Source organism: Pseudarthrobacter sp. 05T312, assembly GCF_056396685.1.
Window position 1 is genome coordinate 1 of the sequence record NZ_JBFTLY010000014.1, and the last position, 26,281, is coordinate 26,281.

A 26,281-nucleotide genomic window follows, 5' to 3' on the forward strand; every position below is an offset into this window, starting at 1 on the left:
AAGACCCACAGCGCCGATGGTACTGCACCCGGGAGGGTGTGGGAGAGTAGGTCACCGCCGGAACATCATTACATGGTCGAGGCCCCAACCACACGGTTGGGGCCTCCCACATTTAACAAACAAAACACCGCACTGCGGGCCTTCTGGCTACGCATAATGGCGGGCGGTGGCTGGGATGTGCCGGCCGCCGTCGTACTTAGCTGCCAGCCGAGCATGGACCGCGGTGCTGCTGGTGCCCGTGATGCGTTGACGAGGGTGAAAACGGCCGAAGAATCGGTGATTAACCTCAAAAAATGGCGGAAACACGCGGAATTTGCGGCCCGCGACCGCCCAAGCTGGTAAGTTTTCGAACAGTGGCCTGCGCGCATGCCGCGTGCAGGCTCCAGAATCAGAACCGTCCAGGAGGACATCAATGGCTAAGAACCGTAGTGAACTTGTTGCAGAGGTAGCTGGCAAGGCCGGCACCAGCCAGGCTGCCGTCAACTCCGTCCTCGACGCACTGTTCGAGGTTTTCGAGACGTCCGTCGCCGCCGGCGAAAAGATCACCATCCCGGGCTGGCTCGCTGTCGAGCGTACCGACCGTGCAGCCCGCACCGGCCGCAACCCGCAGACCGGCGAGACCATCCAGATTGCAGCAGGCCACAGCGTCAAGCTGACCGCCGGCTCCAAGCTGAAGGCTGCTGTCTCCAAGAAGTAGAGCTTATTCCCAGCCGGCGTGCAGCCGGCTGGAACAGGAGCGGCAACCCCACGGGTTGCCGCTCCTTGGCGTTTAACCCGGATTCGCCGCCCGGGCGGCCGTAGCGGACAATGGGATGGTGTCTTCTGCCGCAAAACCACGTTCCACCCCACCGCACTCCAGCCCTGGCAAGGGAGCTGCGGTCGGGGACGCCGGAACCCGGGGCATCCCGGTTCCCTGGCAACTGGCGGGCCTGGCAGCACTCTTCCTGGGCCTTGCAGCGGCGCTGATCTTCTCAGGTGCGGCAGCCGCCCGCAGCGTCGCTGATCCGGGCGCCCTGGTCCGTTGGGGTCTGCCCATCAGCAAGGCCGTCCACAACGTATCCCTGGCGACCGTCGTCGGCGGCCTGGTGTTCGCCGTCGGCATCCTGCCCAGGAACCTCAACGCACGCGGGCGGGACCGGGAAGCATCCGCGGGCAGCGGGGGACCCGAGCATCCTGCCTTCACCCGCGTGCTCGCTGTGGCGGCCGTTGCGGGCGCGGTGTGGACCTTATCCGCCATCGCGGTCCTGGTGCTCACCTACGCCGACGTGGCCGGGCAGGGGCTGTCCGGCGATCCCGCCTTCACGCAGGCCCTGGTGTACTTCATGACGGACATCGATACAGGCCGGGCCTGGCTCGCCGTCACCATCATCGCCGCGATAGTGACCACGGCACTCTTCGGCGTCCGGTCCCTCGGTGGCCTGGCACTCACCCTGATCCTGGCCCTCATCGGCCTGGTCCCGACGGCCCTGATCGGTCACTCCTCCAGCTCGTCGGACCACGAGGGCGCCATCAACTCGCTCGGCCTGCACCTGCTCGGCGTCAGCACATGGGTGGGCGGCATCATCATCCTGGCTCTCCTGTCCGGAATCCTGACGGGGCCCAAAGCCGGGGCAGCCTCTGACATCACCGAACCCACGCTTAAGCGGTTCTCCACCCTGGCAGGCTTCGCCTTTGTCCTGGTCTTCGGCTCCGGGATCATCAACGCCAGCATCCGCGTCACCAGCTGGGCCGATCTCTTCGGCTCTTCCTACGGGCAGCTGATCCTGGCAAAGACCGCGGGCGCAGTGGTGCTGGGCGGCATCGGCTTCATGCACCGGCAGTGGGTCATCCCGCAGCTGGGCCGCAAGGGGGCCACCATGTCCTCACGGCGCGTGCTGTGGCAGTTGATCCTGGCGGAGCTGCTGGTCATGGGGGCCACCTCGGGCATCGCCGTGGCCCTGGGCCGCTCAGCCCCGCCGCAGCCCACGGAGCTGGCACCCAACGCCTCACCCGCCTTCATCCTCAGCGGCTACGAGCTGCCCCCCGAACTCACCCCCCAACGTTGGCTCACTGAGTGGCGCCTGGACTGGATCTGGGTGGGCGTGGCCCTCTTCGGCCTGGTCGCCTACATCCTGGGGGTTGCCAAGATCCGCCGCCGGGGGGACTCCTGGCAGTGGTTCCGGTCCGTCAACTGGGTCATCGGCCTGGTGGTGCTGACGTACATCACGTCCGGGCCGCCGTCGGTCTACGGGCGCATCCTGTTTTCCGCGCACATGATGGACCACATGGCGCTGACCATGGTGGCCCCGATCTTCCTGGTGCTCGGCGCTCCGGTAACGCTGGCCCTGCGCGCCCTGCCCGCCCGCGGCGACGGCTCACGCGGTGCCCGCGAGTGGCTGCTGGTCTTTGTGCACTCGAAGTTCTCCCAACTGGTCACCCACCCGCTGTTCGCCGCGGCAAACTTCGCCGGCTCCATCATCCTGTTCTACTACTCGGACCTGTTCGGCTTCGCCATGCGCGACCATGTGGGCCACGAACTGATGAACCTGCACTTCCTGCTGACCGGCTACATTTTCGTGCTGAGCATGATCGGCACCGACCCGCTGCCGCGCCGCGCCCCGTACCCCATGCGGCTGCTCCTGCTCCTGGCCACCATGGGCTTCCACGCCTTCTTCGGTGTGTCCATCATGGGCGGCACGGGCCTGATGGCTGCGGACTACTTCGGCAACCTGGGCCGTGCCTGGGGGCCGTCCGCCCTGGCCGACCAGCAGGCCGGCGGTGCGGTGGCCTGGGGCATTGGCGAGGTGCCGACGTTGCTGGTGGCGATCGGCGTCGCCATCATGTGGTCCAGGTCGGACCAGCGGGAGACCAAACGGGTGGACCGGGCAGCCGACAGGAATAACGACGCCGATCTGACCGCTTACAACGATATGTTTGCCAAATTGGCCGAACGCGACGCCAAGCTGGCTGAACGCAACAAGCTGGAAGGACGCTGATGAGCGAAACCGTACGCACGCATGCCCGGGTCCGGGCCTCCGAACTGGTGGGCCGCAACTGGCTGAACACCGGGGGCAAGTCCCTGGACCTCGAAGCCCTGCGCGGCAAGATCGTGCTGCTCGACTTCTGGACCTTCTGCTGCATCAACTGCCTGCACGTCCTCGATGAGCTGCGGCCGCTGGAGCAGCAGTACTCCGACGTGCTGGTCACCGTGGGCGTCCACTCGCCCAAGTTCGAGCACGAGGCGGACCCGGTGGCGCTGGCGGCCGCCGTGGAGCGGTACGAGATCCACCACCCGGTCCTGGACGATCCCGAGCTGGACACCTGGAAGGCGTACACCGCCCGTGCATGGCCCACCCTGGTGGTCATCGATCCCGAGGGCTACATCGTGGCCCACCTTTCCGGTGAAGGCCATGCGGACGGCCTCGCAGTGCTGATCCCGGAACTCATCGCCGAGCACGAGGCCAAGGGCACCCTGCACCGCGGCTCCGGCCCCTATGTGGCGCCCGAAGCGACGTCCGGCACCCTGCGCTTCCCCGGCAAGGCACTGTTCCTCCCGCCGGGCCGCGGATCCACGGCTTTGGCTGGAACGTCCGACGGCGGAACGCCCGCGGCTGCAGCGGCTTCGGTTGCTGCCGACAAGGGGTCCTGGCTGGTCACCGACACCGGCCACCACCGCCTGGTGGAACTCGGCACCGACTTCGAAACCGTCCTGGCCACCTTCGGCTCGGGCACCAAGGGCTACGCCGACGGGGCCGCCGCGGGGGACACCGCCAGCGCCCAGTTCAACGAGCCCCAGGGCCTGGTCCTGCTCCCGGAAGACGTGGCATCCAAGGCGGGCTACGACGTCGTGATTGCCGACTCGGTCAACCACCGCCTGCGTGGACTCTCGCTCACGGACGGCAAGGCCTCCACCCTGGCCGGCAACGGCATCCAGCGGCTGCTGGAAACCGGGCCCGCACGCGTGGACGAGGACGGCGCCGGCTTCAGCGGCTCGCTGGGCACCGACCCCCTGGATGTTGCGTTGAGCTCGCCGTGGGACGTTGTATGGTCGCGAAAGCTCAATGCGGTAGTGGTGGCCATGGCCGGCACGCACCAGATCTTCAGCTTCGACCCCGTCACCGGCGCCGTGTCGATCATCGCCGGCAACGGCCTTGAAGGGCTGCTCGACGGTCCAGCGCACGAGTCCTGGTTCGCCCAGTCCTCCGGCTTGGCCGAAGATGCCGATGGCAATATCTGGGTGGCGGATTCCGAGACCTCGGCGCTCCGCAAGCTGGTCATCGCCGCCGACGCCGCCATCACGGTGGAGTCCGCCGTTGGCAAGGGCCTGTTCGACTTCGGCTTCCGCGACGGCCCCGCCGCCGAAGCACGGCTGCAGCACCCGCTCGGTGTGACCGTCCTGCCCGACGGCTCCGTGGCGATCGCGGACACCTACAACGGGGCGGTACGCCGCTACGACCCCGCCAACGGCACCGTGTCCACGCTGGCCCGCGGACTTGCCGAGCCGTCCGACGTGATCGTGGACCACACCCAGTCCGCCGGCTCCGAGCCCCTGCTGGTGGTGGTCGAAGCCAACAAACACCAGCTGGTGTACGTGCCCATCCCCAAGGAAGCGCAGCAGGTGGATGAGGGCGCCTCCCAGACCCAGCGGCCCAAGAGCCCAGTGGCCCCCGGCGCCCTGGACCTGACCGTCCGCTTCACCGCACCCACCGGGCAGAAGCTCGATGACCGCTGGGGCGATCCGACGCAGCTGAAGATCTCCTCCACGCCGCCGGAACTGCTGGTGGCCGGCGGCGGCACCTCGGTGGGGCTGCTCCGCACCCTGGAGCTGTCCCCGGACGTGCCTGAGGGCGTGCTGCACATTACCGCCCGCGCCGCGGCCTGCGACGGCCCCGAGACCGAGGACGGCGAGATCCCCGACCACGCCGCCTGCCACCTCTACCAGCAGGACTGGGGCATCCCGGTGGTCCTGCAGGCCGACGGCGACACGGAACTAGTCCTGGACCTACGCGGGATGGACTGACCGGCGCAGGTCCTCCAGAACTGGCCCGGTTTTCAGGCAATTGAAGCCTGAAGACCGGGCCAGTTCTGTTCCAGCAACCCGAAAACTGGGCTGGTCTGGGTAGCTTGTTTGTCCACATGGCGCCGCGGGTGCCTGCCGCCGGCCACGCGGAGCAGACATTGTGGCGTGATGGAACCTGCAGAAATTCTTAGATCGGCTGGAGGGGTGCTGCTGCGGCGGGACGTTATCGCCGCCGGCGCAACGGACACGGACATCCGACGCGCAATCCGTGGTGGGCAGGTGGCGCGGCTGGAGCGAGGGTTGCTGGTTGTTGCGGGCGCTGGAGCTGACGTGGTGGCCGCAGGGCGAGCCCGAAGTCTCCTGACCTGCGCGTCCGCCGCCCCGCAGTACAGTCTTTGGCAGCTGCAACCCCCGCCGCGGCCCCACTACTGGCAGAGCAATGGGAGAAGGGCAGCCTGCTGTGTCAGCCACCGACTTCCGTTGACACAGCCGGTCCATCATCGGACCCTTGCCGCACTGCCCGACGTCCTGCTTCACGCGCTACTGTGCCTGCCAGAACTCGAGGCGCTGGTCATGGTGGAGTGCGCCTACAACCGTGGGGATATCGAGCTGCCCTTCCTGTTCCGCAATCTGAAGGGCAACCGGGCCGGCAAGGCGCGGAACGTGCTGTCCCAGATTGAACGGGGTGCGGACTCCCTCCTGGAAACCTTGGCGCGGGTGCTGTTCAGGGAAGCCGGCATAGCCACCGAGACCCAGGTGTGGATTGACGGCATCGGCCGGGTGGACTTCCTGCTGGAGGGTTTCCTTATCGTGGAAATCGATGGGCTCGCCTTCCACCTTGAACCCCGGCAATTCAAAAAGGACCGCCGTAGGGACAACCAGGCGGTCCGTCATGGTTTGCCGGTGCTGAGGTTCTTCTACGATGACGTGGTTTATGCGCCTGAATCTGTTCTTGCGCAGGTCCGGGAGGTGCTGGCGCGGGGCTCATTGCGTTGGCCGCCCGCAAAACAGCCCAGTTTTCGGCTGGACTGGGTCTAGGACAGTGAAGAATACGGCCGGAATGGCGTCAAAACTGGGCCAGTGTGGGGCAGCGAAGGCCGCAGGCTCAGAAGCTCAGCTGCGGGGTGACCTTGACCGTGTCACCGGAGACGTCCAGGCGGGTGGTGAAGCTGAAGTCCACCTCGGCGTCCAGCGGGTACCAGGCGCCGGTGAAGGAGTTCTGCTGGAGCGCCTCCACCTTGGCCTTGCCGTCCAGCGGGGACACCACCCACCGGCCGTCGAACGGCTCCACCGAGACGCCCGGGTACTCGGTGACGGTCCACTTGATCGTGCCGTCCTGGACCCGGTTGTTGCTGGCGTAGTAGAAGGGGCAGTCCGGCTGGAGCTTCTGTTCCTTGACGGCCTCGGCCGCACAGCCGTCCAGGAATTCCCTGACCTTGGCCGCAACATCGTTCTTCAGCTTGTCCGTGGCCTGGGTCAGCAGGTTCAGCGGCGCCACCGGGGCGTCCTTGGCCGTCACCGTGGCACGCGTAGCGGGGGCTGAGAAGTACTGCCCGTTAAGGGAAGCCTCGTACTCGCCCGGATAGAAGACAGCGAAGGAATTCCGGCCGTTGGGCATGTTCACCGGGACGCCGTTCACCACTGCCTCATTGCCGTTGACCACGGTGATATCGACAGTGGGCAGCCGCGACGGGACGAAGGCCCAGGTGTTGAAGAACAGCCACTCGGTACCGGTCTTCTGCAGCAGGAATTCCGAGTGCAGCCGGCTGCCGTCAATGGTGTATTCCATCGGGACCATGACCTGGTTCCCCGGGCGTTCCTCGGGATCGCCGATATTCACATTCGTGACGCGGGACGCGGACGTCTGCAGCCCGGGACCATCGAGCATGGCGGCGTTGCTGGGCGGCACAGCGGCCCGCAAAATCCCCAGCGCGCGCCCGCCGTCCCCGCTCTTCAGTGCGTCCAGGTATTCCCTGACGGGCTGCTGCGGGCTGGCCACGGTATTGTTCACGACATTGATGGCCACCACGGCTCCGGCAACGGCAAGCATGAGGCCCAGCAGCCATCCGGCTGCGATCCTCACCAACGCTTGACTCATCTGCACGTTCTACACAGTAACGTCAGTGCGGACGCACACTAAAGTTGGTGTCCCCCCTAATCTGCCGGGCAACACCCCAATAACGCCCGACGACGGCGCGCCGGGACAACGCGCACGGGCGACTTGGGAAGCCTCCCGGGGCGCTGGTGGCTGGGTCAGCGGCGACGCCGCCGGGACGATGTTCCGAACACGCCGCGGAGCAGTTCGCGTCCCAGCTGCGTACCTACGGACCGCGCCATGCTCTTCAGCCCGCCGCCCAGCGCACCGCCGAGCACGCCGCCAAGGTCGCCCATCATGCCGCCGGCTTGCGGCTCCGGCTGGCGGGGCTCCGGTTGGCGCGTCCGGGGTGCTTTGGCCCGGGACTGGCGTGGCTCAGGGTCCCCGGGTATGTCGAATTGGGGCTCACTGTATTGCGGTTCCGGAGCCTGGGCGGGCCTGCTGCTGGGCCGGCCCAGGATTTCCTCCTCGATCCGGCGGGCCTCCGCGTCCACGTCGTACACGCCGGGAGCACCCGACGTCCCGGCAGGAGGGGCGGATGCCGCCGGGCCCGTGGGGGCCGCGGCCTTGCCGGTGAGCTTCTCGTAGGCGGAGGGGTTGTCCACCGTGGTCCCGTACTTACCGAGCAGGGCGGAGCCGGCCACCGTACTCCGGACCAGTGCTTCCTCGCTGGGGCCCATGACGGATTCCGGGGCGCGAAGCCGGGTGAGGGCCACCGGGGTGGGTGCACCCTTCTCGTTCATGACGGTGATGACGGCCTCGCCAATGCCCGCCGAGGTGAGGGTCTCCTCCAGGTCGTAGTCGCTGACCGGGAACGTGGAAACGGTGGCCTTAAGGGCCTTGGCGTCCTCGGGGGTGAAGGCGCGCAGGGCGTGCTGGACCCGGTTGGCCAGCTGGCCCAGGACGTCGGCGGGGACATCCTTGGGTGTCTGCGTGACGAAGAAGATGCCCACGCCTTTGGACCGGATCAGCCGGACGGTGGTGGTGATGGCGTCCAGGAAGGCTTTGCTGGCGCCGTTGAACAGCAGGTGGGCTTCGTCGAGGAAGAAGACGAGCTTGGGCTTGTCCAGGTCGCCGGCCTCGGGGAGGTCCTCGAACAGGTCTGCCAGCAGCCACATCAGGAACGTGGAGAACAGCATGGGCTTGGTCTGCAGGGTGGGCAGCTCCAGGCAGGTAACCACGCCGCGCCCGTCGGGGGCGGTGCGCAGCAGCTCGGCCGTATCGAACTCCGGCTCACCGAAGAACTTCTCCAACCCCTGCGCCTCCAGGTTCACGATCTCCCGCAGGATCACGCCCGCGGTGGCCTTGGACAGGCCGCCGAGTTCCTCCAGCTTGTCCTTGCCCTCGTCCGAGGTGAGGAACTGGATGACGGCGCGGAGGTCCTTGAGGTCGATCAGCTCCAGGCCGTTCTTGTCCGCGAAGTAAAAGACCAGTTGCAGGCTGGATTCCTGCGTTTCATTCAGCTCCATGATGCGCGAAAGCAGGACGGGACCGAAGGAGGTCACCGTGGCGCGGACCGGGACGCCGTTGCCGTCGCCGCCCAGTGCCAGGAACTCCACGGGGAACGTCTTGCCTGACCATGCCTGGCCGATGCTGTCCGTGCGGGCCCTGAGTTTGTCGCTGCCGGCGGCGGCCGTCGCCAGGCCGGAGAGGTCGCCTTTGATGTCGGCCAGGAAAACCGGAACGCCCGCCGTGGACAGCTGTTCGGCCATCATGTGCAGCGTGACGGTCTTGCCGGTACCGGTAGCCCCGGCCACCAGGCCGTGCCGGTTCATCATGGCCAGCGGCAGCCGCACCGGCGCGTCCTTGTGGAGTTCACCATCGATGATGGCGGCTCCCAACTCGATGGTGGCGCCTTCCAGCGTGTAGCCCTTCTGGATGGTGGCAAGCTTCTCTGCGGTGGTTTTGGTGGCCATGGCGCTAGCTTAGCGGCGGTGGCCCCGGATGCGGCGGCATCCGGCCGGTCAGTTCTCCCGGGCGTCCCTTGGGACGGTGGGCAGCTCCTTGGTGAAGGCCAGCGGCCCGATGGTTTCCGGGTCTGCCCCCAGGTCGAACTGCGCCTGGTATCCGGTGCTGAGGTAGAGGTGCTTGGCTTCCGGCTGGCGCGGCCCGGTGGTGAGATAGAGCCGGGTGTAGCCTCGGGCACCGGCGAGGGCTTCGAGCTCGGCGAGTACCAGCCGGGCTAAACCACGACGGCGGTGGGCCGAGTGCGTCCAGATCCGCTTCAGTTCCGCCGTGGTGCTGTTGTACCGGCGGAACGCGCCGCCGGCGATCGACTCACCGTCCTCCTGGACTATCAGGAGCGCGCCGTCCGGTCCCTCGAATTCGGCCGCGGGGTAGCGGGTCAGTTCCTCCGTGGCAGCGCCGCGTCCGAACAGGTCCCCGTAGCGGGTGTCATATTCGACGGCGAGCTCGTCCAGGAGCGGCCGGACCCGCGGATCGTGCATGGCCAGGCTGAGGACCGAGAGCCTGGCGGGAACGAGGGGGCGGGGCTTGAGCTCGGATTCTGCGGTCATGGTGCTAGTTCTTTCCGGCGGGGGCTGGTTCGGGAGCGGCTGGTTCTGGACTCATTGTGGCGGACACCTGGGAAACGACGTCCCGGGCAACACCGAGGATGCTCCGGGCCAGGGCATCGTTTTCCCGGAAGGGCGCCGCGTTGGTGTTGGGCCGGGCGAAGGCGCCGGCGCCCCAGCCGGACGTTCCGGGCCCGACGCCGAACAGGGTGGCCCGGGCCCGGCCCTCCGCGTCCACCAGGTGGTGCCCGGACGAGACCAGCAGCTTCCCGGTGGAGTGGATGCCGTCCGAGGTCAGCAGTTGCTGCTCGCTGCCCAGCCCGCCGTCATACAGCGACGAAAGCACCGGGTTGAGGGAGCGGGCCACCGACGCGGACGGCAGCCGCGCCTCGATCAGCGCGGTGGCGGAAACCGAAACGCCGGACTGCGGGGACGTGGCGCGGAAGGTGCCGCCGGCGTCGTCGGTGGAGACCTCCAGGCCGGGGCCCAGGAACTGCAGCAGCCCGGCCCGGTGCAGCGCGAGCATCTGGCGGAGGCGGTGCGGCGGCGGACCGGAGTCCACAAAGCTGAAGAAGCCGTGCCACCAGCCGTGGATGGCCTGCTGGGACCTGGCATTGAGCCGCTCCGCCGGAACCACGCGCCCCACCTCCATGTATATGTGCAGCAGGGCCAGGAACAGGGCCAGGGTTTCCGGATGGTCCGGGCTGTCCCGCAAAGAGAGATCGGCCTCGATATACCGGGCCACCGCGTCCTGCAGTTCCTGGTGGCCGGCAAAGTGGACACTATCGAAGGGCCGGTCCAGCCGTTCCAGGTCCAGGTGCAGGCCCGGGTCCGGCACGGCAGCCGCCACGAGGTCCGCTCGTCCGCCGCTGTACCAGTCCACCTCCGCATAACGGGCGGCAAACACTTCCCATTCCATGGCCGCGCCCTCCGGGCTGCCGGTCAGGAGTTCCCGGTAGTAGCAGTACCCGGCTTCCTTGGCGATGAGCGGCCAGAGGTGCTGCCGGAAGTCCAGCTCGCCGTGCTGCTGCAGCAACTCCTGGACGGCAGCAGCAGTGAAGAACCGCAGCGGCCCCGGAGCCTGGTCGCGCAGGGAGGCGGAAATCTTTGAGTGGTACGGCACCCCGCGGCGCGACCCTGCCCACAGCCGTGGTTCCCGTCCGGACGGAAGGTAGCGCAGCCCGCCGTCGTCCGTTTCCTCGAACCTGCCGCCGCGCCCCTCCATGAGGAGGACCAGCAGGTCAACGAACGCCAGTCCCATCCCGGCGACGATCACGTCCTGCCCGGGGGCGATGGGGGAGTAGTCGACGTCGGTGGTGTAGCTGGGTGCCGCGTGGTAGCCGCCATGCCGGGCGGCGAAGTCCGAGTACCCGGCGGAGACGGCGTCAGGGCGGGCGTCCGTGTGCCCCAGGGCGGTGACGACGATGTCCGCGTGCAGCGTCCGGCCATTGGCCAGCTCCACCTCATGCCCGCCGTCCACAGCGGCGATGCCGAGGGCGGTGGTCCGGTGGACCGTCACACTGCGGCCCAGCGATTTGGCGGCCCGGCGGAAGAACCACTCCAGGTACTGGCTCTGCAGCTGGCGGGTGGGAAAGGTGGTGCCGGTCAGCGCGCGGAGCTGGTCCCACAGCTGCTGCGGGAAGTCCGGCACGTCGATGATGGAAGCATCCAGGACACCGGCCGCCCATTCGGAAAGGCCGGGCCCCGGTGCCGCCGGGCCGGCGCAGTCCACGGACGCGTCCGTGAACATGGTGATGTCCGCCGCCATCGAGTTCAGCAGGAGGCCGGGGTCCTGGTCGTACCGCCAGATCCGGCCCGAGCCCGGGACGTGCGGTTCCACCACATGGATCTGCAGCGGGCCCGCGAAGACGTCCGGCCGGTTGGCCGCGATCCGTTCCAGTACGCCGGCCGTGCGCGGTCCGCCGCCAATGAAGACGATGGCCGGGATGGTGGCTGGCATGGGTGCTCCTGACGGCGGGGGCTGGATGGAGTGCCCATGCTAGGCAGCCGTGACGACGGCGGTCGAGCGCCTGGTCACGGCTGTTAACTCCGCGTCACGGCGCGTTACGGGACGCAAAAAACCGACTCATGACGCCGGACGAAGCCCCGTGAACTATTGCAACCTGCCGCCTTGCCGGCCCGTTTCGGCCGGTCCTAGATTTGCAGCCAGCACTGGGCCGGATGGTCCAGGCAAGGCCAACGGCCCAACCGAATCCCACGACGAGAAGCGAGGTGGCACATGAGTTCAGCAGCAACGACGGTGGCGCAGTCACAACAGCCGCAGCCGGCACGGCCGGCGGAAACGCCACCGAAAAACGGACGGCCAGAAGATAGGGCGGCGCCCCGGCAGGCCCCGGACTACTCGTCCTACCGGGTGGTGGCAGCAAAGCATCCGTGGCGCTGGGTGGGGACCGCCGTCGTGGCGCTCGGTGTCCTGGCGGTGGCCTGGTCCCTGGCCACCAACCCGCGCTGGGAGTGGGGCGTGGTGGCTCAGTGGTTCACCGCGCATTCGGTGGTCAACGGCCTGGTGGAAACGCTGAAGCTGACCGCCATCTCCGGCATCCTGGGATTTGCGCTCGGCTTCGTCCTGGCGCTGATGCGGCTCTCCGTGTCGCCGCTGCTGGTCTCGGTGTCCTGGACGTTCTCCTGGATCTTCCGGTCCACGCCGCTGCTGGTGCAGATGCTCCTCTGGTACAACCTGGGCTACCTGTACGAGAAGATCAGCCTGGGCATGCCGTTCACCGATGTCCGCTTCTTCGAGGTCCAGACGACCACACTGATCAGCCAGTTCGCGGCAGCAGTGCTGGGGCTCACCCTGAACCAGGCCGCGTACTCGGCGGAGATCATCCGCGGCGGCATCCTCTCCGTGGACCAGGGCCAACTGGAAGCCGCGGCCGCCCTGGGCATCCCCGCGTGGCGCCGCTCCACCCGGATCGTGCTGCCGCAGGCCATGCGCGCCATCCTGCCCACCGCGTTCAACGAGATCATCGGCCTGGTCAAGGGCACCTCGATCGTCTACGTCCTGGCCTACTCCGAACTGTTCTACACGGTGCAGGTCATCTACAACCGCACGCAGCAGGTCCTGCCGCTGCTGCTGGTGGCCACCCTCTGGTACATCGTGATCACCTCCGTGCTGAGCGTCTTCCAGTACTACATCGAACGGCACTACTCCAAGGGCGCGGTGCGGAACCTGCCGCTGACGCCCCTGCATAAGGCCCGCACATTCTTCGCCACCCACGCGGCAGCCCCCACCCGGAGGAACTCCTGATGACTGACACCCTTACCGCCCCCGCCGCCACGCGCGGCCTGGTGGAGATCACCGGCGTCCGCAAATCCTTCGGCGCCACCGAAGTCCTCAAAGGCGTCAGCCTCACGGTGGAACCCGGGGGAGTGGCCGTGATCGTGGGCCCCTCCGGATCCGGCAAGTCCACCCTGTTGCGCACCATCAACCACCTGGAAAAGGTGGACGGCGGCCACATCACCATCGACGGGCAGTTGGTGGGCTACGAGGTTCGCGGCGACCGGCTGCACGAGCTCCGCGAAAAGGACATCCTGAAACAGCGCACCGAAATCGGCATGGTGTTCCAGAACTTCAACCTGTTCCCGCACCTCACCGCGCTGGAGAACGTGGCGGAAGCGCCCGTCGTCGCGCACCAACCCGGCAAGGCGCGCCGCTCCAAGGCGGAAGCCCGCCGCCGCGGCCTGGAACTGCTGGACCGGGTTGGCCTCAAGGACCGGGCCGACGCCTACCCGCGCCAGCTCTCCGGCGGCCAGCAGCAGCGCGTGGCGATTGCCCGCGCCCTGGCCCTGGACCCCAAGATCCTGCTGTTCGACGAGCCCACCTCCGCCCTCGACCCGGAGCTGGTCAACGAGGTCCTGGACGTCATCCGCGAGCTCGCCACGTCCGGCACCACGCTGATCATCGTCACCCACGAGATGGGCTTCGCCCGCGACGTGGCGGACACCGTGGTGTTCATGGACCAGGGCCAGATCGTGGAACAGGGCACCCCGCAGGACATCTTCAGCAACCCCCAGGAACCGCGCACCCGGAGCTTCTTCTCCAAGGTGCTCGAACCGGCCTTCAACATCTAAGGAACTCCCATGGCTTTCCCCACCAGCGGCCGCCGCCGCGCACCCGCGGTGCGTCCCGCCGTCGTCCTCCTTGGCACCGCGCTCCTTGGCGCAGCCGCGCTCGCCGGCTGCGCGGACCCCGGCGCGTCCGCCGCCGGCAACCCCAGCGGAGGGGCGCAGACGACGGCGGCCCGCAACGGCGTCGTGTACAACACCTCGCCGGACCAGCAGCGGATCCGGGCGGAGAAGGACCCCGCGCTCGCCGCCAAAGTCCCGGAACTGATCGGCAGGGACGGCAAGCTCACCGTCGCCACCACCGCCGGGTCCATCCCGCTGTCCTTCCACGCCACGGACGACAAGACGCCGATTGGCTCCGAGCTGGATATCGCCCAGCTGGTGGCGGACAAGCTGGGCCTGGAGCTGGATGTTCAGGTCACGTCCTGGGAGAGCTGGCCGCTGAAGACCCAGTCCGGCGACTTCGAGGCCGTGTTCTCCAACGTGGGCGTGAACAAGGACCGGGTGAAGCTGTTCGACTTCGCCAGCTACCGGGCCGCCTACATGGGGTTCGAAGCGAAGAAGTCCGCCTCCTACGACATCAAGGGCGCGGACGACATTTCCGGCCTGAAGATTTCCGTGGGCTCCGGCACCAACCAGGAAAAGATCCTGCTGGCCTGGAACAAGGAGCTGGAAGCCAAGGGCAAGGCGCCGGCCACGCTGCAGTACTACTCGTCCGATGCCGACACCATCCTGGCGCTGTCCTCCGGCCGCACGGACCTGAACATCGCACCCTACCCGTCCACCGTGTACCGGGAGAACACCCGTGACGACCTGAAGGTGGTGGGCAAGGTCAACGCCGGCTGGCCGTCCGAGACCCTGGTGGCCGCCACCACGCTGCGCGGCAACGGACTGGCCCCGGTGATCACCGAAGCGCTGAACGAGGTCATCCGGGACGGCTCCTACGGGAAGGTCCTGGAACGCTGGGGCCTGTCGGAGGAAGCCCTGCCGGAATCCAAAACCATCACAGCGGAAAACTACACGGCAACCGCCACGGCCGCTCCGTCACAGGCAGGAAAGGCATCATGAACGCAGAACACACCAGCCAGCCAGGCTTCCTGGCGATCGAGGTCGACGGCGCCGGCTGGGACGGTGCGGACCTCACCCGCGCCGTGCTGGCGGCGGAGTCCGCGGGCTTCCACGCCGCCACCTTCACCGACGCGCCCGCACCGGGGCGTGCCAATGCCCTGCAGCGGGCAGCGTTCGCCGGGCCCATTTCCCGAACCATCGCCCTGGTCCCCGAAATTGACACTGTATATACGGAGCCGTTCCACGTCTCCACGCAGCTCGCCAGCCTGGACTACGTCTCCGGGGGCCGCGCCGGGTGGATCGTCTCCGCGGCTGAATCCCCGGAGGCTGCCGCCGCCGTCGGACGTCCCTCCGTTACTGGGGCCGCGCTGGGCCAGGAAGCCGCGGCGTCCATCGAGGTATCCCGCCGGCTCTGGGATTCCTGGGAGGACGACGCCGTGATCCGGGACGTTGCCACCGGCCGGTACATCGACGTGGACAAGCTGCATTATGTGGACTTCCAAACGCCTGCCGGCTTTCCCGGTCCGGGGTATTCCGTCAAGGGGCCATCCATCATTCCGCGGCCGCTGCAGGGGCAGCTGCCGGTGCTGGCCCCTGCTTCGCTGATTGGCGGGATTCCGGTGGACGCCCTGGACGCCGTGCTGGTGTCCGCCCCGACGCCGGAACTGCTCGCTGCCGAGGTCCGTGATGTGCGGGCCAGGGTGGGAGCCGGCGTTGCAGTGGTTGCCGAGCTCGACGTCGTACTGGACGCCCGGGGGCAGGCCGCGGCTGCGCGGGGTGCATCCTTCGACGGAGGCCGGGCGGCTTTCGCAGGTTCCGCACCCGGTCTTACCGACTTCCTGGCCGACCTTTTAAAGGAGGCCGACGGCGTGCGGCTGCACCCGGCGTCGCTCTTTGTTGACCTGGAGGAACTGGGCCGCCGGGTATTGCCGGAACTGCGCCGCCGTGGGGCACTCCGCCCGGTGGTGCAGGACGGCACCTTCCGCGACCTGCTGGGCCTGGACCGCCCGGCCAGCCGCTACGCAACTGCCGCTGCGCCTGCCGGTGCCGGAAAATAAGGGGAAAATCATGACACAGCACACCCGTGCTAAATCCGAGGTATTCGTTCCGAGCGGCCAGATCCAGTTCGGCGTCTTCTTCCAGGGCGTCAACTCCGGCACCATCTGGAAGGCCCCCGAATCCGGGTCGCAGACCGACTTCGAATCCTTCCGCCGCATCGCCCAGACCGCCGAGCGCGGGCTGTTCGCCGCGTTCTTCCTGGGCGAGGGGCTCCGCCTGCGGGAACACCTGGGACGCCCGCACGCCCTGGACGTGGTGGGCCGCCCGGACGCGCAGACCATGCTGGCCGCCCTGGCGTCCGTCACAAAGAACATCGGCCTGGTGGCCACCCAGAACACCACATACAACGATCCCGCGGACCTGGCCCACCGGCTGGCATCACTGGACCTGCTCTCCGGCGGCCGCGCGGCGTGGAACATCGTGACCACGGACAACGCCTGGACCGGGGCGAACTTCCGCCGCGGCGGCTACCTGGACCATGCGGACCGGTACAGGCATGCAGAAGCTTTCGTGGAGACGGCCAAGCGGATCTGGGATTCCTGGGAGACGCCGGACGGCCCGGCCCGCCGGGTGCTCCATGAGGGCCGGCACTACACGGTGGACGTGACGCCGCGGCTGCCGCGGAGTGCCCAGTACCGGCCGGTGCTGTTCCAGGCCGGCGACTCGCCCGAAGGCCGGAACTTCGCTGCCCGGCAGGCGGATGTGATTTTCTCCGCCCACCCCAAGATCGAGGACGCCGTGGCGTTCCGCAAGGACCTGGTGGAGCGGTCCGTGGCCGCCGGACGCGGGGCGAATGCAGTACAGATCATGCCGGCCAGCGAGTTCATCCTGGCGCCCACCGCTGCCGAGGCCGCGGAGAAGAAGGAGTGGGTGCGGAGCCTGCAGATCGGCCCGCAGCAGGCCATCGCCTACCTGGAGCAGTTCTGGGGCCGCGAACTCTCGGCCTACGATCCGGACGGGCCGCTGCCGGAGATCGATCCGGTGGTGGAGGAAACGTCCGAGACCCGCGGCAGCGGTTTCCACGGCGCCAAGGCCCGGCAGCTGGCGGACCAGTGGCGGGCCGAGGCCAAGGACAAGGGGCTGTCCATCCGGCAGTTCGTCACCTCGAAGACCGCGCGGATCGATTCCACCTTCACCGGCTCCTACGCGGCGGTGGCGGACCAGCTGGCCGAGTACGCGCGGGTGGGTGCGGTGGACGGGTTCAACATTTCGCCGTGGCTGGTCCCCAGCGGGCTGGATGACATCGTGAACCACCTGGTGCCGGAGCTGCAGGAACGCGGCGTGTACCCCACGGAGTACCGGGGCACCACGCTGCGTGATCACCTCGGGCTGGAAACGCCGGTGCGGACCGCCGACGTGGCTGTTGCGGCGGTCCGCACCTGATGCGCTGGGCTGGTCTTGCCGGACGGAACGGTTTGGTTGGGAAAGCTGGTTGTGCTGGAACGGACGACGACGCCGGCACAGCGGGTGCCGCCGTCGCCCCTTCCGCGGGGGCTGGCGCTGTTGCGGCCGGCACGTCCGGGACCGTCAGCCTGCAGCTGACGGTGTGGGAGCAGTGGGTTTAGGGCCCGTTGCCGCGGAACACCGGCCCGACGGGCGGGCCGCTAGTCGGTTTCCGGGCTTTGGCAGTAGAAGCACGTGCCTGCGTCGCAGTCTTCCGCTGTTTCCTGTTCCGTTTGGCGCTCACTCATTCCGGGTCCTTTCCGTGGGGATTGTGAAGTAGCACCCCTTGCAAGGGTTTGCCCGGGACCCCTGCTGGGATCCCGGGCAAACACTGGGGGGTGGTGGCCTGCCGGCCGGTTAGTGGGCCAGGGCCGGTTCGGCCAGCTGGATCTTTTCCGCCTCGGTGGGCACGAAGCCCGCCTGGAGCTCGGAGCGGAGCTTGGCCATGTCCAGCTCGCCCTGCCACTTGGCGATGGCTACGCAGGAGACGATGTTGCAGACCGTGCTGGTGAGGGCGCGGGCCTCGCTCATGAAGCGGTCGATGCCAACGATGAGGGCCACGCCGGCCACGGGCAGGGTGGGCATGACGGTCAGGGTCGCCACCAGGGCCACGAAACCACTGCCGGTGACGCCCGCCGCGCCCTTGGAGGTCAGCAGCATCATGCCGAGCATCAGCAGGATCTGGCCCCAGCTGAGGTGGATGTCGCAGGCCTGGGCGATGAACATGGAAGCCAGGGTCAGGTAGATGGCCGTGCCGGTCAGGTTGAAGGAGTAGCCGGTGGGGACCACGAGGCCCACGACGCTGCGGTCGCAGCCGATCCGCTCGAGCTTGGACAGCAGGCGCGGCAGGACCGGTTCGCTGGAGGACGTGGCCAGGACGATCAGGAATTCGTCCTTGAAGTAGCGCAGGATCTGCCACAGGCTGAAGCCGGTCATCTTGGCCAGGATGCCCAGGCCCACCGCCACGAAGACGATGCAGGCGGCGTAGAAGGCAAGGATCAGCATGCCGAGGTTGCCGATGGAGTGGGCGCCGTATTTGCCCACGGTGAAGGCCATGGCACCGAAGGCTCCCAGCGGGGCCACCTTCATGATGTAGCCGAACATGATGAAGAGCAGCTTGTTGAAGCTGTTGACCACGTCCAGTGCCAGCTTGCCCGGTGCGCCGAGCTTGCTGAAGGCGAAGCCGCACAGCAGGGCAATGACCAGCACGGGCAGGACTTCACCCTCGGCGAAGGCGCCAACGAAGGTGGTGGGGATGATGCTCAGGATGAAGTCCACGGGGTTGCTGCTGGGCAGCTGCGTGGTGTACTTCTGGGCCACCGAGGAGTCCAGGTGCGTGGGATCGATGTGCATGCCGGCACCGGGCTGGAACAGCGTTACCGCGGCCAGGCCCAGGGCCAGGGCGAGTGCGGTCAGTGCGTAGAAGAGGCCCAGTGAACGGATCAGGGTGGGGCCCACCTTCTTGGTGTCCCGCAGGGAGGTGATGCCTCCCACGATGGTGCAGAACACGATGGGGGCGATCATGAACTTCACGAGTTTCACGAAGCCGTCGCCGATGGGCTTCAGGGACGAACCGAGGTCCGGCCACAGTGCGCCGACAACGACGCCGAGGGCGACTCCGATGAGTACCTGGACATACAGGTGTCCGAGGATGGATTTGATCTTCATTGAACAACTTCCTGCTTGGTGCGGCCCCTTAATAATGGGGCAAAAAGGTGGGGGTTTTAGGCGGACAGCTCGGCGGCGGGGGCCACGTCGATGTCTGCGGTGGCGATGTGGCGGGCTGCCCGGTGGAGGGCCACTTCGCTGACGGCGCCGGTGTCATCGGTGATGATTTCGGCGGTGATCACGCCGGCGGGCGTCCCGACCCGCAGCAAGCGCGGGGTTCCGGTGCCGGTGGAGGGCGATTGGCCCGCTGCGGTGGCGACGACCGATGACTGCAGCGAGGAAGCCAGGGCAACTGCCACGGCCGAGGTCAGGCCGATGGCCGGGTGGGGTGCGAGCATGGACAGCATCCGCACCCGCACGTCGTGGCTGCCGGCAGTAACGGTTGTTCCGTCCGCGGCGGTGTAGTCGCCGGCAGGCGCCACAACCCCGACTTTCGGTACAGCGTTCTGCGGCGGATCCTCAGGCTTCCGGAGCCCCATGATGAGGCCGGCCGATGCCCGTGCCGCGATGAGGTCCGGCAGTTGGGCGGCGAGGTTGTCCGTCATTGAGGAAAGGTCGACGCCGGCCTGGTCGGCTGCGAGGAGCACGGCAGGGGCGCCGGCGTCCACCATCGTTGCGGCCACGGTCCGGCCGTTGACCTGGAGCTGGTCCACCGTGTTGCCGGTAGGCAGCAGTGCGCCGGTGTTCTGGCCCCAGGGGCCGTGGAACGAGAGGCTGATGGGAACGCCGGCGGCGCTGCTGCCCGGAACCCGGGCCAGGCCGGACTTGGGAATGTGGCCGCCGGGAGTGGGAACCGATCCGCTCAGCACCGCGCCGGCGGTGACGTGGCGCATGCGGACCTTGGTCATGCCGTCCCGGGCGGGAACGATGCCCGTCTGGACTGCGAACAGGGCAATCGCGGTGGCGCAGTTGCCGCAGTTGGAACCGAGCTCCACGGTGGGGTCACCGATTCCCACCTGGGCGAAAAGGTAGTCGAGGTCTGCCTCGGCACCCGGTGTTGCCCAGATGACTGCAGCCTTCGACGTGGTGGACGTTCCGCCGCCGACGCCGTCCAGCTGCCGCGCATCCGCTGCGCCGAAAGCGGCTGACAGCAGTGCGGGGATTTCCTCGCGGGTGGGGGCGTGGAGGGCCACGTCCCTGGCATCGAAGAGCCAGCACTTGCTGGTGCCGCCCCGGTACCAATGTCCTTTGAGTCCCACTGTATTTCTCCCTCGTAACTTGCAGGTGCTCTACTTCACAGCACCTTGTACTTCTACGATCCGGGATGCGAGCCTTCAGCACAATCGCAAATAAATGGACGACTATCTACTTTTGCTAAACTCAGTGCATGGCAATCCTCGATCTCCACCGGCTCCACGTGCTCCGCGAGGTGGGCCGTTCCGGCTCCCTGACGTCCGCCGCGGCCGCCCTTTCCTTCACTACCTCCGCGGTCTCGCAGCAGATCGCGAAACTCGAGCAGGAGATGGGCGTGGTCCTCATAGAGCGCCATCCCCGGGGTGTGGTCCTGACCGAAGCGGGGCATGCCCTGCTGCACTACGCGGACGACATCGATAGGACCGTGGAAGCTGCCCGCGCCGAAATGGGGGAGTTCGCGGGCCTTCGGCGCGGCCAGCTCCGGCTTGGAACCTTTCCCACTGGCGGGGCCTCCCTGATGCCGGACGTGGTGCTGGCGTTCCGCGCCCGCCACCCCGAGGTGGCAGTGACGGTGGTCAGCGCCCGCCGGGACGGCCTGCTGGAACGGTTGCGGCGGCGGGAAATCGAACTGACGCTCCTGTGGGACTATCCCTGGCAGCAGATCGAGGATCCCGACCTGGCCCTGGTCAGGCTGACGAACGATCCCACCGTGCTGCTGGTACCGCGGGAGCACCCCATTGCGAAACTGGGCTCGGTCCGCATTGGCGCCTTGAGCGACCAGGAATGGGTGGTGCGCGACGAGCACCCCGTGGCCGACGTCCTCAGCCGGGTATGCCGTGACGCCGGGTTTGAGCCGCGGATCGCGTTCGCTGCCAACGATTACCAGGAGACACAAGGCATGGTGGCCGCCGGCATCGGGATTGCCCTGGCGCCCCGGCTGGCCCTGACGGCCCTGCGCCCCGACGTCGTGGCGGTCCCCCTCGCCGGGTCCCCGAAGCGCCGTATCCTCCTGGCCCACCTTGAAAACCGGCGGCTCAGCCCCGCGGCGCAGCAGGCAACCAAGGTGTTCCGGTCCATCGCCAAGGGCGCGGCGTCCTGACACAGGAGGGTGCCGCCGTCGTGCGCTTACCTCCCCGTTGACGCCTACCGGGCCAGTGGGCCGGCAACCAACGCACGGGCAAGCTCCATGAATTCGGCGTGGGTCACCGGAGCCGGGGACGCCGTCGAGCCCGCCGTACGGGTGTTCCGGGCGATGGCGAAGCTGTCGCTGACGAAGCGCCGGTGCACAATGACGCTGCGGATTGCCGGCAGGACCAGCAGGAACTGGCCGTAGTTGCCCGCAGCCAGGAATGACCCCTCCCACTGCGGGCCCGGCTCCCGGGGCAGCCACCACAGGTAGCCGTAGTCGCAGGTGCCAAAACCGGTGGCCGGTGACATGTCGGCGCGCCTGACCTGGGTGGCCACGCTGTCCCTGGCCCACTCCGGGGGGACTAGCTGCCGGCCCTCCCACTGCCCGCCGGCAGCCATCAGCAGCCCGATCTTGGCCAGGTCCCGGGCGGAGAGGAAGAGGTGGTAGGCCGGGAAGGCGGACTTTTGGGCGTCCCCGAGCATGCGCTGGCGTGTGGGGTCGTAGTCGTCGAATCCCAGCGGACCGGCCAGATACTTCTCGAACGCGTCAAACACCGTCAGGCCGCCGGCCTTCTCGAAGATCGCGCCGGCGGCGTTGAAATCCCAGTTGTTGTAGACGAAGTACTGACCCGGCGCTTTGGTGCCGCGGGGAGGGAAAGCATCCTCGTCACTGCCCGGACTGGAGGGCGGATGGTAGACCCCCGACCGCGAGGTCAGGAGGTCACGGAGCCGCGCCGTCTTCTCGAGGGGCAGCAGGCCGCCGGTGTCATCGATCCCTAGCGCGCCCAGCGTGTCATCCAGGCTGACCGTGCCGGCTGCCACCTGGATGCCGAACAGGATCGAGAGCAGGCTTTTGCGCACCGAGGCGACGTAGCTGGCGCGGGTGGTGTCGCCGAGTTCGACGACGGTCCTGCCGTCCTGCAGGACCAGCAGGGACGAGGTGTTCCGGGGCAGCGGAAGTTCCGGGGCGGTCACAGGGGCTCCTGAAGGGTGGGTTAACGGCACTGGGGACCCGGCGGTGGCCGGGTCCCCAGGTATGGAACTACAGGGTTACTTGGTGTAGCCGAACACCTGGTTCCACTTGGCAAGATCGTCCTTGCCGTAGGTCACGGCGTCGGTGTTCTGCATGCGGTACACCTTGCCGGAGTCGACTGCGGGGAGGGTCACGCCCATGATGGTGGGCGGTGCCACGTCGGTGCGGACCGGGTATTCACCGATCTGCGCGAAGACCTGCTGGCCCTGCTTGGAGAGGTTGTAGTTCATGAAGACCTTGGCGGCTTCCACGTTCGTCGCGGTGCCCGTCATGCCCAGGTAGTAGTCGTAGGAGACCAGTCCTTCCTCGGGGACAATGAACTTGACCGGAGCCTTGTCCTGGACAGCCGAGATGTTGGTACCGCTGATGGTGACCGTGCCGACAGCGACTTCACCGCGGGCCAAGGCGGTGGCTTCAGCGCCCAGGGAGTCGTAGATCTTGGGCTTCTGCGCCGCGTACTTGGCGAAGTAGTCGCCGCCCATCTTGGTTTCCATGAACCTGTTCAGCGCCGCGGTGCTGCCGCCCGAACCGCCCTGGACGATGCCGATCTTGCCCTGCCACTTGCCGCCGACGGCATCCGCCCAGGACTTGGGGGCATCGGCTTCCTTCACCAGCTGGGTGTTGTAGCCCAGGGTGTAGACGGAGTTGAACATGCGGGTGAACTGGCCGCCGTCCACGGAAACGTCCTTGAGGGCGGAGGCGCCGGGAACGTCATAGGCCTTCCAGACCTTGGCGTCCTCCATGGACTTGGCGATCCGGTAGTCGGACGTGCGGATGACGTCGGCGCTGAGCTTGCCGGCGCCCTGTTCGGACAGTACGCGTTCGGAGAGCTTGTTCGGGGTGAGCCGGACGACGTTGACCTTGATGCCGGTGTCCTTGGTGAAGGCGTCCACCAGGGCGCTTTCGGAGGAATCGGTGTAGCCGGAGTAGAGGGACAGGGTCTGGGTCTTGGCCTTCTCGTAGGTGGCCTTGTCCGCGATGGATTCGCCGTTGATCACCAGTCCGTTGTCGGTGTTCACGGCCGCGGTGGCCGTGACGACGCCGGCGCTCTGGGCGGCACTGCCGCACCCGGCCAGGCTGAGGGCCAGGATCACTCCGGCGGCGGTGAGGGCGGGGAGTTTGGACGCTAACTTCATTGTGGGTGTCCCTTTCAAGGTGGGGTGGAAGGTTAGTTCTTGGTCTTGCGTTCGCCGCCGACTTTTTGGGCGATGACGGCGAGGATTCCGATGACGAGGCAGTACAGGACGCTGACGGCGGCAGCTGCCTGGCTCTGGCCGTTGTCGAAGTTGTCGAACACGAGGATGGACAGGATCCGGGTGTTCGAGGTGAAGAGGAAGATGGAGGCGCTGAGCTCACGCATGGAGAGCATGAGGAACAGCAGGAACGAGGACATGATGCCCACGCGCATCAGGGGCAGGGTGACGTCCAGGACGGACCTGGTCCGGCCGGCGCCAAGCATCACCGCGCTGTCCTCGAGGTCCTGGTCCATCTGGAGCATCGAGGCGGAGACTCCGCGGTAGCCCTGGGGCATGAACACTGCCACGCAGGCGACGGCGAGGATCGCCAGGGTGCCGTAGATGGGCAGCGGCAGCAGCAGCCAGGTCCAGAGCAGTCCGATGCCCATGACGATGGCGGGGACGGCCAGGGGGGTCATGGCGACCAGTTCGATCAGGCGCCCCACCTTGGACTTGGTGCGGTACCGGATGTAGGAGGCGATGAAGCTGAGGGTGGTGCCGGCGAAGGCTGCGATCAGGGCCACCAGGACGCTGTTCTTGAGGGCGAGCTGGAAGTCGTTGGAGCCCAGGACCTCGATCAGCTTGGCGAAGCTGAGGGCATTCGCTTCAAGCAGCTGCGACATCGAGGACACGAACGGGGTGGCCTGCATGGACGCGGCGAACAGGGCGAGCATGGGCAGGACGACGGACACCGCGAAGTAGGCCAGGGCGACGATGGTGAAGGGCCAGCGCATCTTGCGGAGCGGCACCTGCCGGGGACGGTTGCCCTTGCCGGTCATGGTGGTGAATTTGCGCTTGTTGATGATGCGCTGCTGGATGAGGGTCACGGCCATCAGCGCAACGGTCAGGATGACGGCGACGCTGGCGGCCTGGTTGCTCTTGGCCGGGGTTGCGCTCATCAGGCGGTAGATGTAGGTGGGCAGCGTGTCCACGCCGGCGGGGTTGCCGATGACCTGGGCCACCGGGAAGTTCTCCATCGTCAGCGCGAAGACCAGGACGGCGGAGCCCAGGATGGCCGGCAGGGCCAGGGGCAGGGTGACGGTCCGCAGCATGGTGCGCAGCGGAGCCCCATGGACGGTGGCAGCCTCTTCGAGGTCGGCGTTCATCATCGACAGCGAGCTGTGCAGCAGCAGGAAGGCGTACGGGGCGTAGAAGATTCCCAGCACGAACACCAGGCCCGGCAGGCTGTAGATGTTGATGGCGGCATCAATGCCCAGGTCGCGGAGGAAGATGTTGATGTAGCCGGCGCTCGGCGAGCACAGCAGCGACCACGCCAGGGCGCCCACCAGGGCCGGGATGAACATCGGCGCCATGCCGATGAAGAAGATGAACTTCCGCCATGGCGCATCGGAACGGGCGCACACGAAGGCCAGGAACGCGCCGATCAGCAGGGCGATGAGCGCCGAGCCGGCGCCGACCATGAGCGAATTGACCAATGCGCCGAGTGCTTCCGGGGTGGCCAGCAGCGCCAGGTTGGACAGCGTCAGGCCGCCCAGGGAGATGCTGCCCGGCCGGGGAACACTGTCCGAGAACGCGGCGAGCAGCACCAGGGCAAGCGGAAGGACGATGAGGACGCCGAGGATGACCAGGACAATGAGGCCCGGTGTGTTTTTCCGGAGGCCCGAGAGGGTCCGGGCAGCCCGGTAGTCCCGGGGTTCGGGCTTCGGTGCCAGGCGCGCCTCGGCGCGGGTGGCCGCCTCGGTGGTCTTGAGGCTCATGCGAGGACCTCAGCCGGCAGGATCTGGACTTCGCGGGGGTTGACGGTGACCCACACGCGGTCCCCCACTTTGTGCTGTTCGCCGCGGCGCAGGCCGCCCAGTGCGTCCAGCTCGGGCCCCGATTCCAGCTGGATCGCGTACCGGATGTCATTCCCCTGGAAGCCCGCCACGCGGACCGTTCCCGGCCACGAGTTGGGGTGTTCGGTGGGCATGGCGGTGATCTGCAGGTCCTCGGCCCGGATGCACACCTTGGGGGATGCGCCGGCGTCGCTGGCCTGCTGCGCCGACTGGATGGTGAGCTCGCTGTTGGTGATGCCTGCGGTGGTGGACCCGGTGGCGGTGCCCTCCGGGGTGCAGTCCATGATGTTGGAAACACCGAGGAAGTGGGCGATCGAAGCGCTGGCGGGTGCCTCGTACATGTGCTGCGGGGCGCCCATCTGCACAATCCGGCCGCCCTGGAGCAGGGCGATGCGGTCTGCAAGGGCGAAGGCTTCGTGCTGGTCGTGGGTGACGTACACACAGGTGAGCCCCAGCTGGAGCTGGATTTCACGCAGTTCAACGCGGAGCCGGTCACGCAGGCGGGCGTCAAGGTTGGAGAGCGGTTCGTCGAGCATGAGCACGCTGGGCCGCATGACCAGGCTGCGCGCCAGGGCCACGCGCTGCATCTGGCCGCCGCTGAGCAGGCTGGCGCCGCGGTCGGCGTAAGGCTCCAGGCCCACCAGCGTGAGGGCCTCCATGACGCGCTCATCGATTTCGCTCTTGGAAAGCTTCTTCTGCTTGAGGGAGTAGGCAACGTTCTGGGCCACCGTCATGTGCGGCCACACCGCGTAGGACTGGAAGACCATGCCGACGTTGCGCTTGTTCGGGGGCAGGTTGATGCCCTTTTCGGAGTCGAAGACTACAACGTCGTCGATGATGATCCGCCCCGAGGTGGGTTCCTCCAGGCCGGCTATGCAGCGCATGGTGCTGGTCTTGCCGCAACCGGACTGGCCGAGGAGGACCAGGGCCTCGCCGTCTTCGATGTCGAGGTTGAGGTTTTCGATGGCAGTGAAGCTTCCGTACTTCAGCTGCAGGTTTTGAATGCTGATTTTCATGGCTGATT

21 protein-coding genes are annotated in these 26,281 nt (G+C 67.4%); 11 read left to right on the forward strand and 10 right to left on the reverse strand.

Annotated elements, in window-relative coordinates; translation table 11 throughout:
- The 5 genes from AC1DIP_RS15970 to AC1DIP_RS15990 all read left to right on the forward strand — a co-directional run.
- On the forward strand, positions 1–342 hold a 342-nt coding region (locus tag AC1DIP_RS15970), incomplete at its 5' end, for a hypothetical protein (RefSeq protein ID WP_477734304.1).
- Between the two features lie 70 nt (positions 343–412).
- Positions 413–697 (forward strand): HU family DNA-binding protein, encoded by a 285-nt coding sequence (locus tag AC1DIP_RS15975; protein WP_011693739.1) that lies wholly within the window; start codon positions 413–415, stop codon positions 695–697.
- Between the two features lie 115 nt (positions 698–812).
- On the forward strand, positions 813–2,975 hold the full coding sequence (locus tag AC1DIP_RS15980; RefSeq protein ID WP_477734305.1) for a bifunctional copper resistance protein CopD/cytochrome c oxidase assembly protein: 2,163 nt from the start codon (positions 813–815) through the stop codon (positions 2,973–2,975).
- The gene (locus AC1DIP_RS15985; RefSeq protein ID WP_477734306.1) at positions 2,975–4,999 is read left to right on the forward strand and encodes an NHL domain-containing thioredoxin family protein; all 2,025 of its coding nucleotides are present in this window, start codon (positions 2,975–2,977) and stop codon (positions 4,997–4,999) included. Before AC1DIP_RS15980 ends, AC1DIP_RS15985 begins: the two co-directional genes overlap by 1 nt.
- Positions 5,000–5,167: 168 nt before the next feature.
- Positions 5,168–6,037 (forward strand): DUF559 domain-containing protein, encoded by an 870-nt coding sequence (locus AC1DIP_RS15990; protein WP_477734307.1) that lies wholly within the window; start codon positions 5,168–5,170, stop codon positions 6,035–6,037.
- A gap of 67 nt (positions 6,038–6,104) precedes the next feature.
- Here AC1DIP_RS15990 and AC1DIP_RS15995 read toward each other — a convergent pair whose 3' ends face one another.
- From AC1DIP_RS15995 to AC1DIP_RS16010, 4 genes are all read right to left on the reverse strand, one after another.
- Positions 6,105–7,097 (reverse strand): hypothetical protein, encoded by a 993-nt coding sequence (locus tag AC1DIP_RS15995; protein ID WP_477734308.1) that lies wholly within the window; start codon positions 7,095–7,097, stop codon positions 6,105–6,107.
- Positions 7,098–7,252: 155 nt separating this feature from the next.
- A complete protein-coding gene (locus AC1DIP_RS16000) occupies positions 7,253–9,010 on the reverse strand; it encodes a helicase HerA-like domain-containing protein (RefSeq protein ID WP_477734309.1) in 1,758 nt (585 codons plus the stop codon).
- A gap of 48 nt (positions 9,011–9,058) precedes the next feature.
- The gene (locus AC1DIP_RS16005; protein WP_477734310.1) at positions 9,059–9,610 is read right to left on the reverse strand and encodes a GNAT family N-acetyltransferase; all 552 of its coding nucleotides are present in this window, start codon (positions 9,608–9,610) and stop codon (positions 9,059–9,061) included.
- 4 nt (positions 9,611–9,614) lie between these two features.
- The gene (locus AC1DIP_RS16010) at positions 9,615–11,567 is read right to left on the reverse strand and encodes an FAD/NAD(P)-binding protein (protein WP_477734311.1); all 1,953 of its coding nucleotides are present in this window, start codon (positions 11,565–11,567) and stop codon (positions 9,615–9,617) included.
- Between the two features lie 279 nt (positions 11,568–11,846).
- Here AC1DIP_RS16010 and AC1DIP_RS16015 point away from each other — a divergent pair, with 279 nt between their 5' ends.
- The 5 genes from AC1DIP_RS16015 to AC1DIP_RS16035 are packed head-to-tail and all read left to right on the forward strand — an operon-like array spanning position 11,847 to position 17,203.
- Positions 11,847–12,875 carry an amino acid ABC transporter permease gene (locus tag AC1DIP_RS16015; RefSeq protein WP_477734312.1) on the forward strand — a complete coding sequence of 343 codons (1,029 nt, stop codon included), beginning with the start codon at positions 11,847–11,849 and terminating at the stop codon, positions 12,873–12,875.
- Positions 12,875–13,699, forward strand: coding sequence for an amino acid ABC transporter ATP-binding protein (locus AC1DIP_RS16020; RefSeq protein ID WP_477734313.1), 825 nt, complete (start codon positions 12,875–12,877; stop codon positions 13,697–13,699). The genes AC1DIP_RS16015 and AC1DIP_RS16020 overlap by 1 nt, the downstream gene beginning before the upstream one ends.
- A gap of 9 nt (positions 13,700–13,708) precedes the next feature.
- Positions 13,709–14,761, forward strand: a complete 1,053-nt coding sequence (locus AC1DIP_RS16025) for an ABC transporter substrate-binding protein (protein WP_477734314.1) — start codon at positions 13,709–13,711, stop codon at positions 14,759–14,761.
- A complete protein-coding gene (locus AC1DIP_RS16030; protein ID WP_477734315.1) occupies positions 14,758–15,819 on the forward strand; it encodes an LLM class flavin-dependent oxidoreductase in 1,062 nt (353 codons plus the stop codon). Before AC1DIP_RS16025 ends, AC1DIP_RS16030 begins: the two co-directional genes overlap by 4 nt.
- Positions 15,820–15,829: 10 nt before the next feature.
- Complete coding sequence (locus AC1DIP_RS16035) at positions 15,830–17,203, forward strand: NtaA/DmoA family FMN-dependent monooxygenase (RefSeq protein WP_477734316.1); 1,374 nt, start codon at positions 15,830–15,832, stop codon at positions 17,201–17,203.
- Positions 17,204–17,620: 417 nt separating this feature from the next.
- Here the strand turns inward: AC1DIP_RS16035 and dctA are convergent, their stop codons facing one another.
- Positions 17,621–18,931, reverse strand: coding sequence for a C4-dicarboxylate transporter DctA (gene dctA, locus AC1DIP_RS16040; RefSeq protein WP_477734317.1), 1,311 nt, complete (start codon positions 18,929–18,931; stop codon positions 17,621–17,623).
- Between the two features lie 56 nt (positions 18,932–18,987).
- Positions 18,988–20,130, reverse strand: a complete 1,143-nt coding sequence (locus AC1DIP_RS16045) for a PrpF domain-containing protein (protein WP_477734318.1) — start codon at positions 20,128–20,130, stop codon at positions 18,988–18,990.
- Between the two features lie 128 nt (positions 20,131–20,258).
- Here AC1DIP_RS16045 and AC1DIP_RS16050 point away from each other — a divergent pair, with 128 nt between their 5' ends.
- A complete protein-coding gene (locus tag AC1DIP_RS16050) occupies positions 20,259–21,164 on the forward strand; it encodes a LysR family transcriptional regulator (protein ID WP_159629931.1) in 906 nt (301 codons plus the stop codon).
- Between the two features lie 44 nt (positions 21,165–21,208).
- On the opposite strand, the gene AC1DIP_RS16055 is transcribed toward AC1DIP_RS16050, so the two are convergent.
- The 4 genes from AC1DIP_RS16055 to AC1DIP_RS16070 all read right to left on the reverse strand — a co-directional run bounded on the left by AC1DIP_RS16055 (position 21,209) and on the right by AC1DIP_RS16070 (position 26,273).
- Entirely contained in the window at positions 21,209–22,168 is a 960-nt protein-coding gene (locus AC1DIP_RS16055) for a serine hydrolase (protein WP_476207831.1), read from the reverse strand.
- Positions 22,169–22,243: 75 nt separating this feature from the next.
- Positions 22,244–23,362 (reverse strand): ABC transporter substrate-binding protein, encoded by a 1,119-nt coding sequence (locus AC1DIP_RS16060; protein ID WP_477734319.1) that lies wholly within the window; start codon positions 23,360–23,362, stop codon positions 22,244–22,246.
- A gap of 32 nt (positions 23,363–23,394) precedes the next feature.
- On the reverse strand, positions 23,395–25,179 hold the full coding sequence (locus AC1DIP_RS16065) for an ABC transporter permease (protein ID WP_477734320.1): 1,785 nt from the start codon (positions 25,177–25,179) through the stop codon (positions 23,395–23,397).
- Positions 25,176–26,273, reverse strand: coding sequence for an ABC transporter ATP-binding protein (locus tag AC1DIP_RS16070; RefSeq protein ID WP_477734321.1), 1,098 nt, complete (start codon positions 26,271–26,273; stop codon positions 25,176–25,178). The genes AC1DIP_RS16065 and AC1DIP_RS16070 overlap by 4 nt, the downstream gene beginning before the upstream one ends.
- Positions 26,274–26,281 lie beyond the last annotated feature (8 nt).

Bases quoted from the DNA above. Each gene is read 5' to 3' on its own strand.
- AC1DIP_RS15975 (WP_011693739.1), top strand. From the start codon at position 413: ATGGCTAAGAACCGTAGTGAACTTGTTGCAGAGGTAGCTGGCAAGGCC.
- AC1DIP_RS15980 (WP_477734305.1), top strand. From the start codon at position 813: ATGGTGTCTTCTGCCGCAAAACCACGTTCCACCCCACCGCACTCCAGC.
- AC1DIP_RS15985 (WP_477734306.1), top strand. From the start codon at position 2,975: ATGAGCGAAACCGTACGCACGCATGCCCGGGTCCGGGCCTCCGAACTG.
- AC1DIP_RS15990 (WP_477734307.1), top strand. From the start codon at position 5,168: ATGGAACCTGCAGAAATTCTTAGATCGGCTGGAGGGGTGCTGCTGCGG.
- AC1DIP_RS15995 (WP_477734308.1), bottom strand. From the start codon at position 7,097: ATGAGTCAAGCGTTGGTGAGGATCGCAGCCGGATGGCTGCTGGGCCTC.
- AC1DIP_RS16000 (WP_477734309.1), bottom strand. From the start codon at position 9,010: ATGGCCACCAAAACCACCGCAGAGAAGCTTGCCACCATCCAGAAGGGC.
- AC1DIP_RS16005 (WP_477734310.1), bottom strand. From the start codon at position 9,610: ATGACCGCAGAATCCGAGCTCAAGCCCCGCCCCCTCGTTCCCGCCAGG.
- AC1DIP_RS16010 (WP_477734311.1), bottom strand. From the start codon at position 11,567: ATGCCAGCCACCATCCCGGCCATCGTCTTCATTGGCGGCGGACCGCGC.
- AC1DIP_RS16015 (WP_477734312.1), top strand. From the start codon at position 11,847: ATGAGTTCAGCAGCAACGACGGTGGCGCAGTCACAACAGCCGCAGCCG.
- AC1DIP_RS16020 (WP_477734313.1), top strand. From the start codon at position 12,875: ATGACTGACACCCTTACCGCCCCCGCCGCCACGCGCGGCCTGGTGGAG.
- AC1DIP_RS16025 (WP_477734314.1), top strand. From the start codon at position 13,709: ATGGCTTTCCCCACCAGCGGCCGCCGCCGCGCACCCGCGGTGCGTCCC.
- AC1DIP_RS16030 (WP_477734315.1), top strand. From the start codon at position 14,758: ATGAACGCAGAACACACCAGCCAGCCAGGCTTCCTGGCGATCGAGGTC.
- AC1DIP_RS16035 (WP_477734316.1), top strand. From the start codon at position 15,830: ATGACACAGCACACCCGTGCTAAATCCGAGGTATTCGTTCCGAGCGGC.
- dctA (WP_477734317.1), bottom strand. From the start codon at position 18,931: ATGAAGATCAAATCCATCCTCGGACACCTGTATGTCCAGGTACTCATC.
- AC1DIP_RS16050 (WP_159629931.1), top strand. From the start codon at position 20,259: ATGGCAATCCTCGATCTCCACCGGCTCCACGTGCTCCGCGAGGTGGGC.
- AC1DIP_RS16060 (WP_477734319.1), bottom strand. From the start codon at position 23,362: ATGAAGTTAGCGTCCAAACTCCCCGCCCTCACCGCCGCCGGAGTGATC.
- AC1DIP_RS16065 (WP_477734320.1), bottom strand. From the start codon at position 25,179: ATGAGCCTCAAGACCACCGAGGCGGCCACCCGCGCCGAGGCGCGCCTG.
- AC1DIP_RS16070 (WP_477734321.1), bottom strand. From the start codon at position 26,273: ATGAAAATCAGCATTCAAAACCTGCAGCTGAAGTACGGAAGCTTCACT.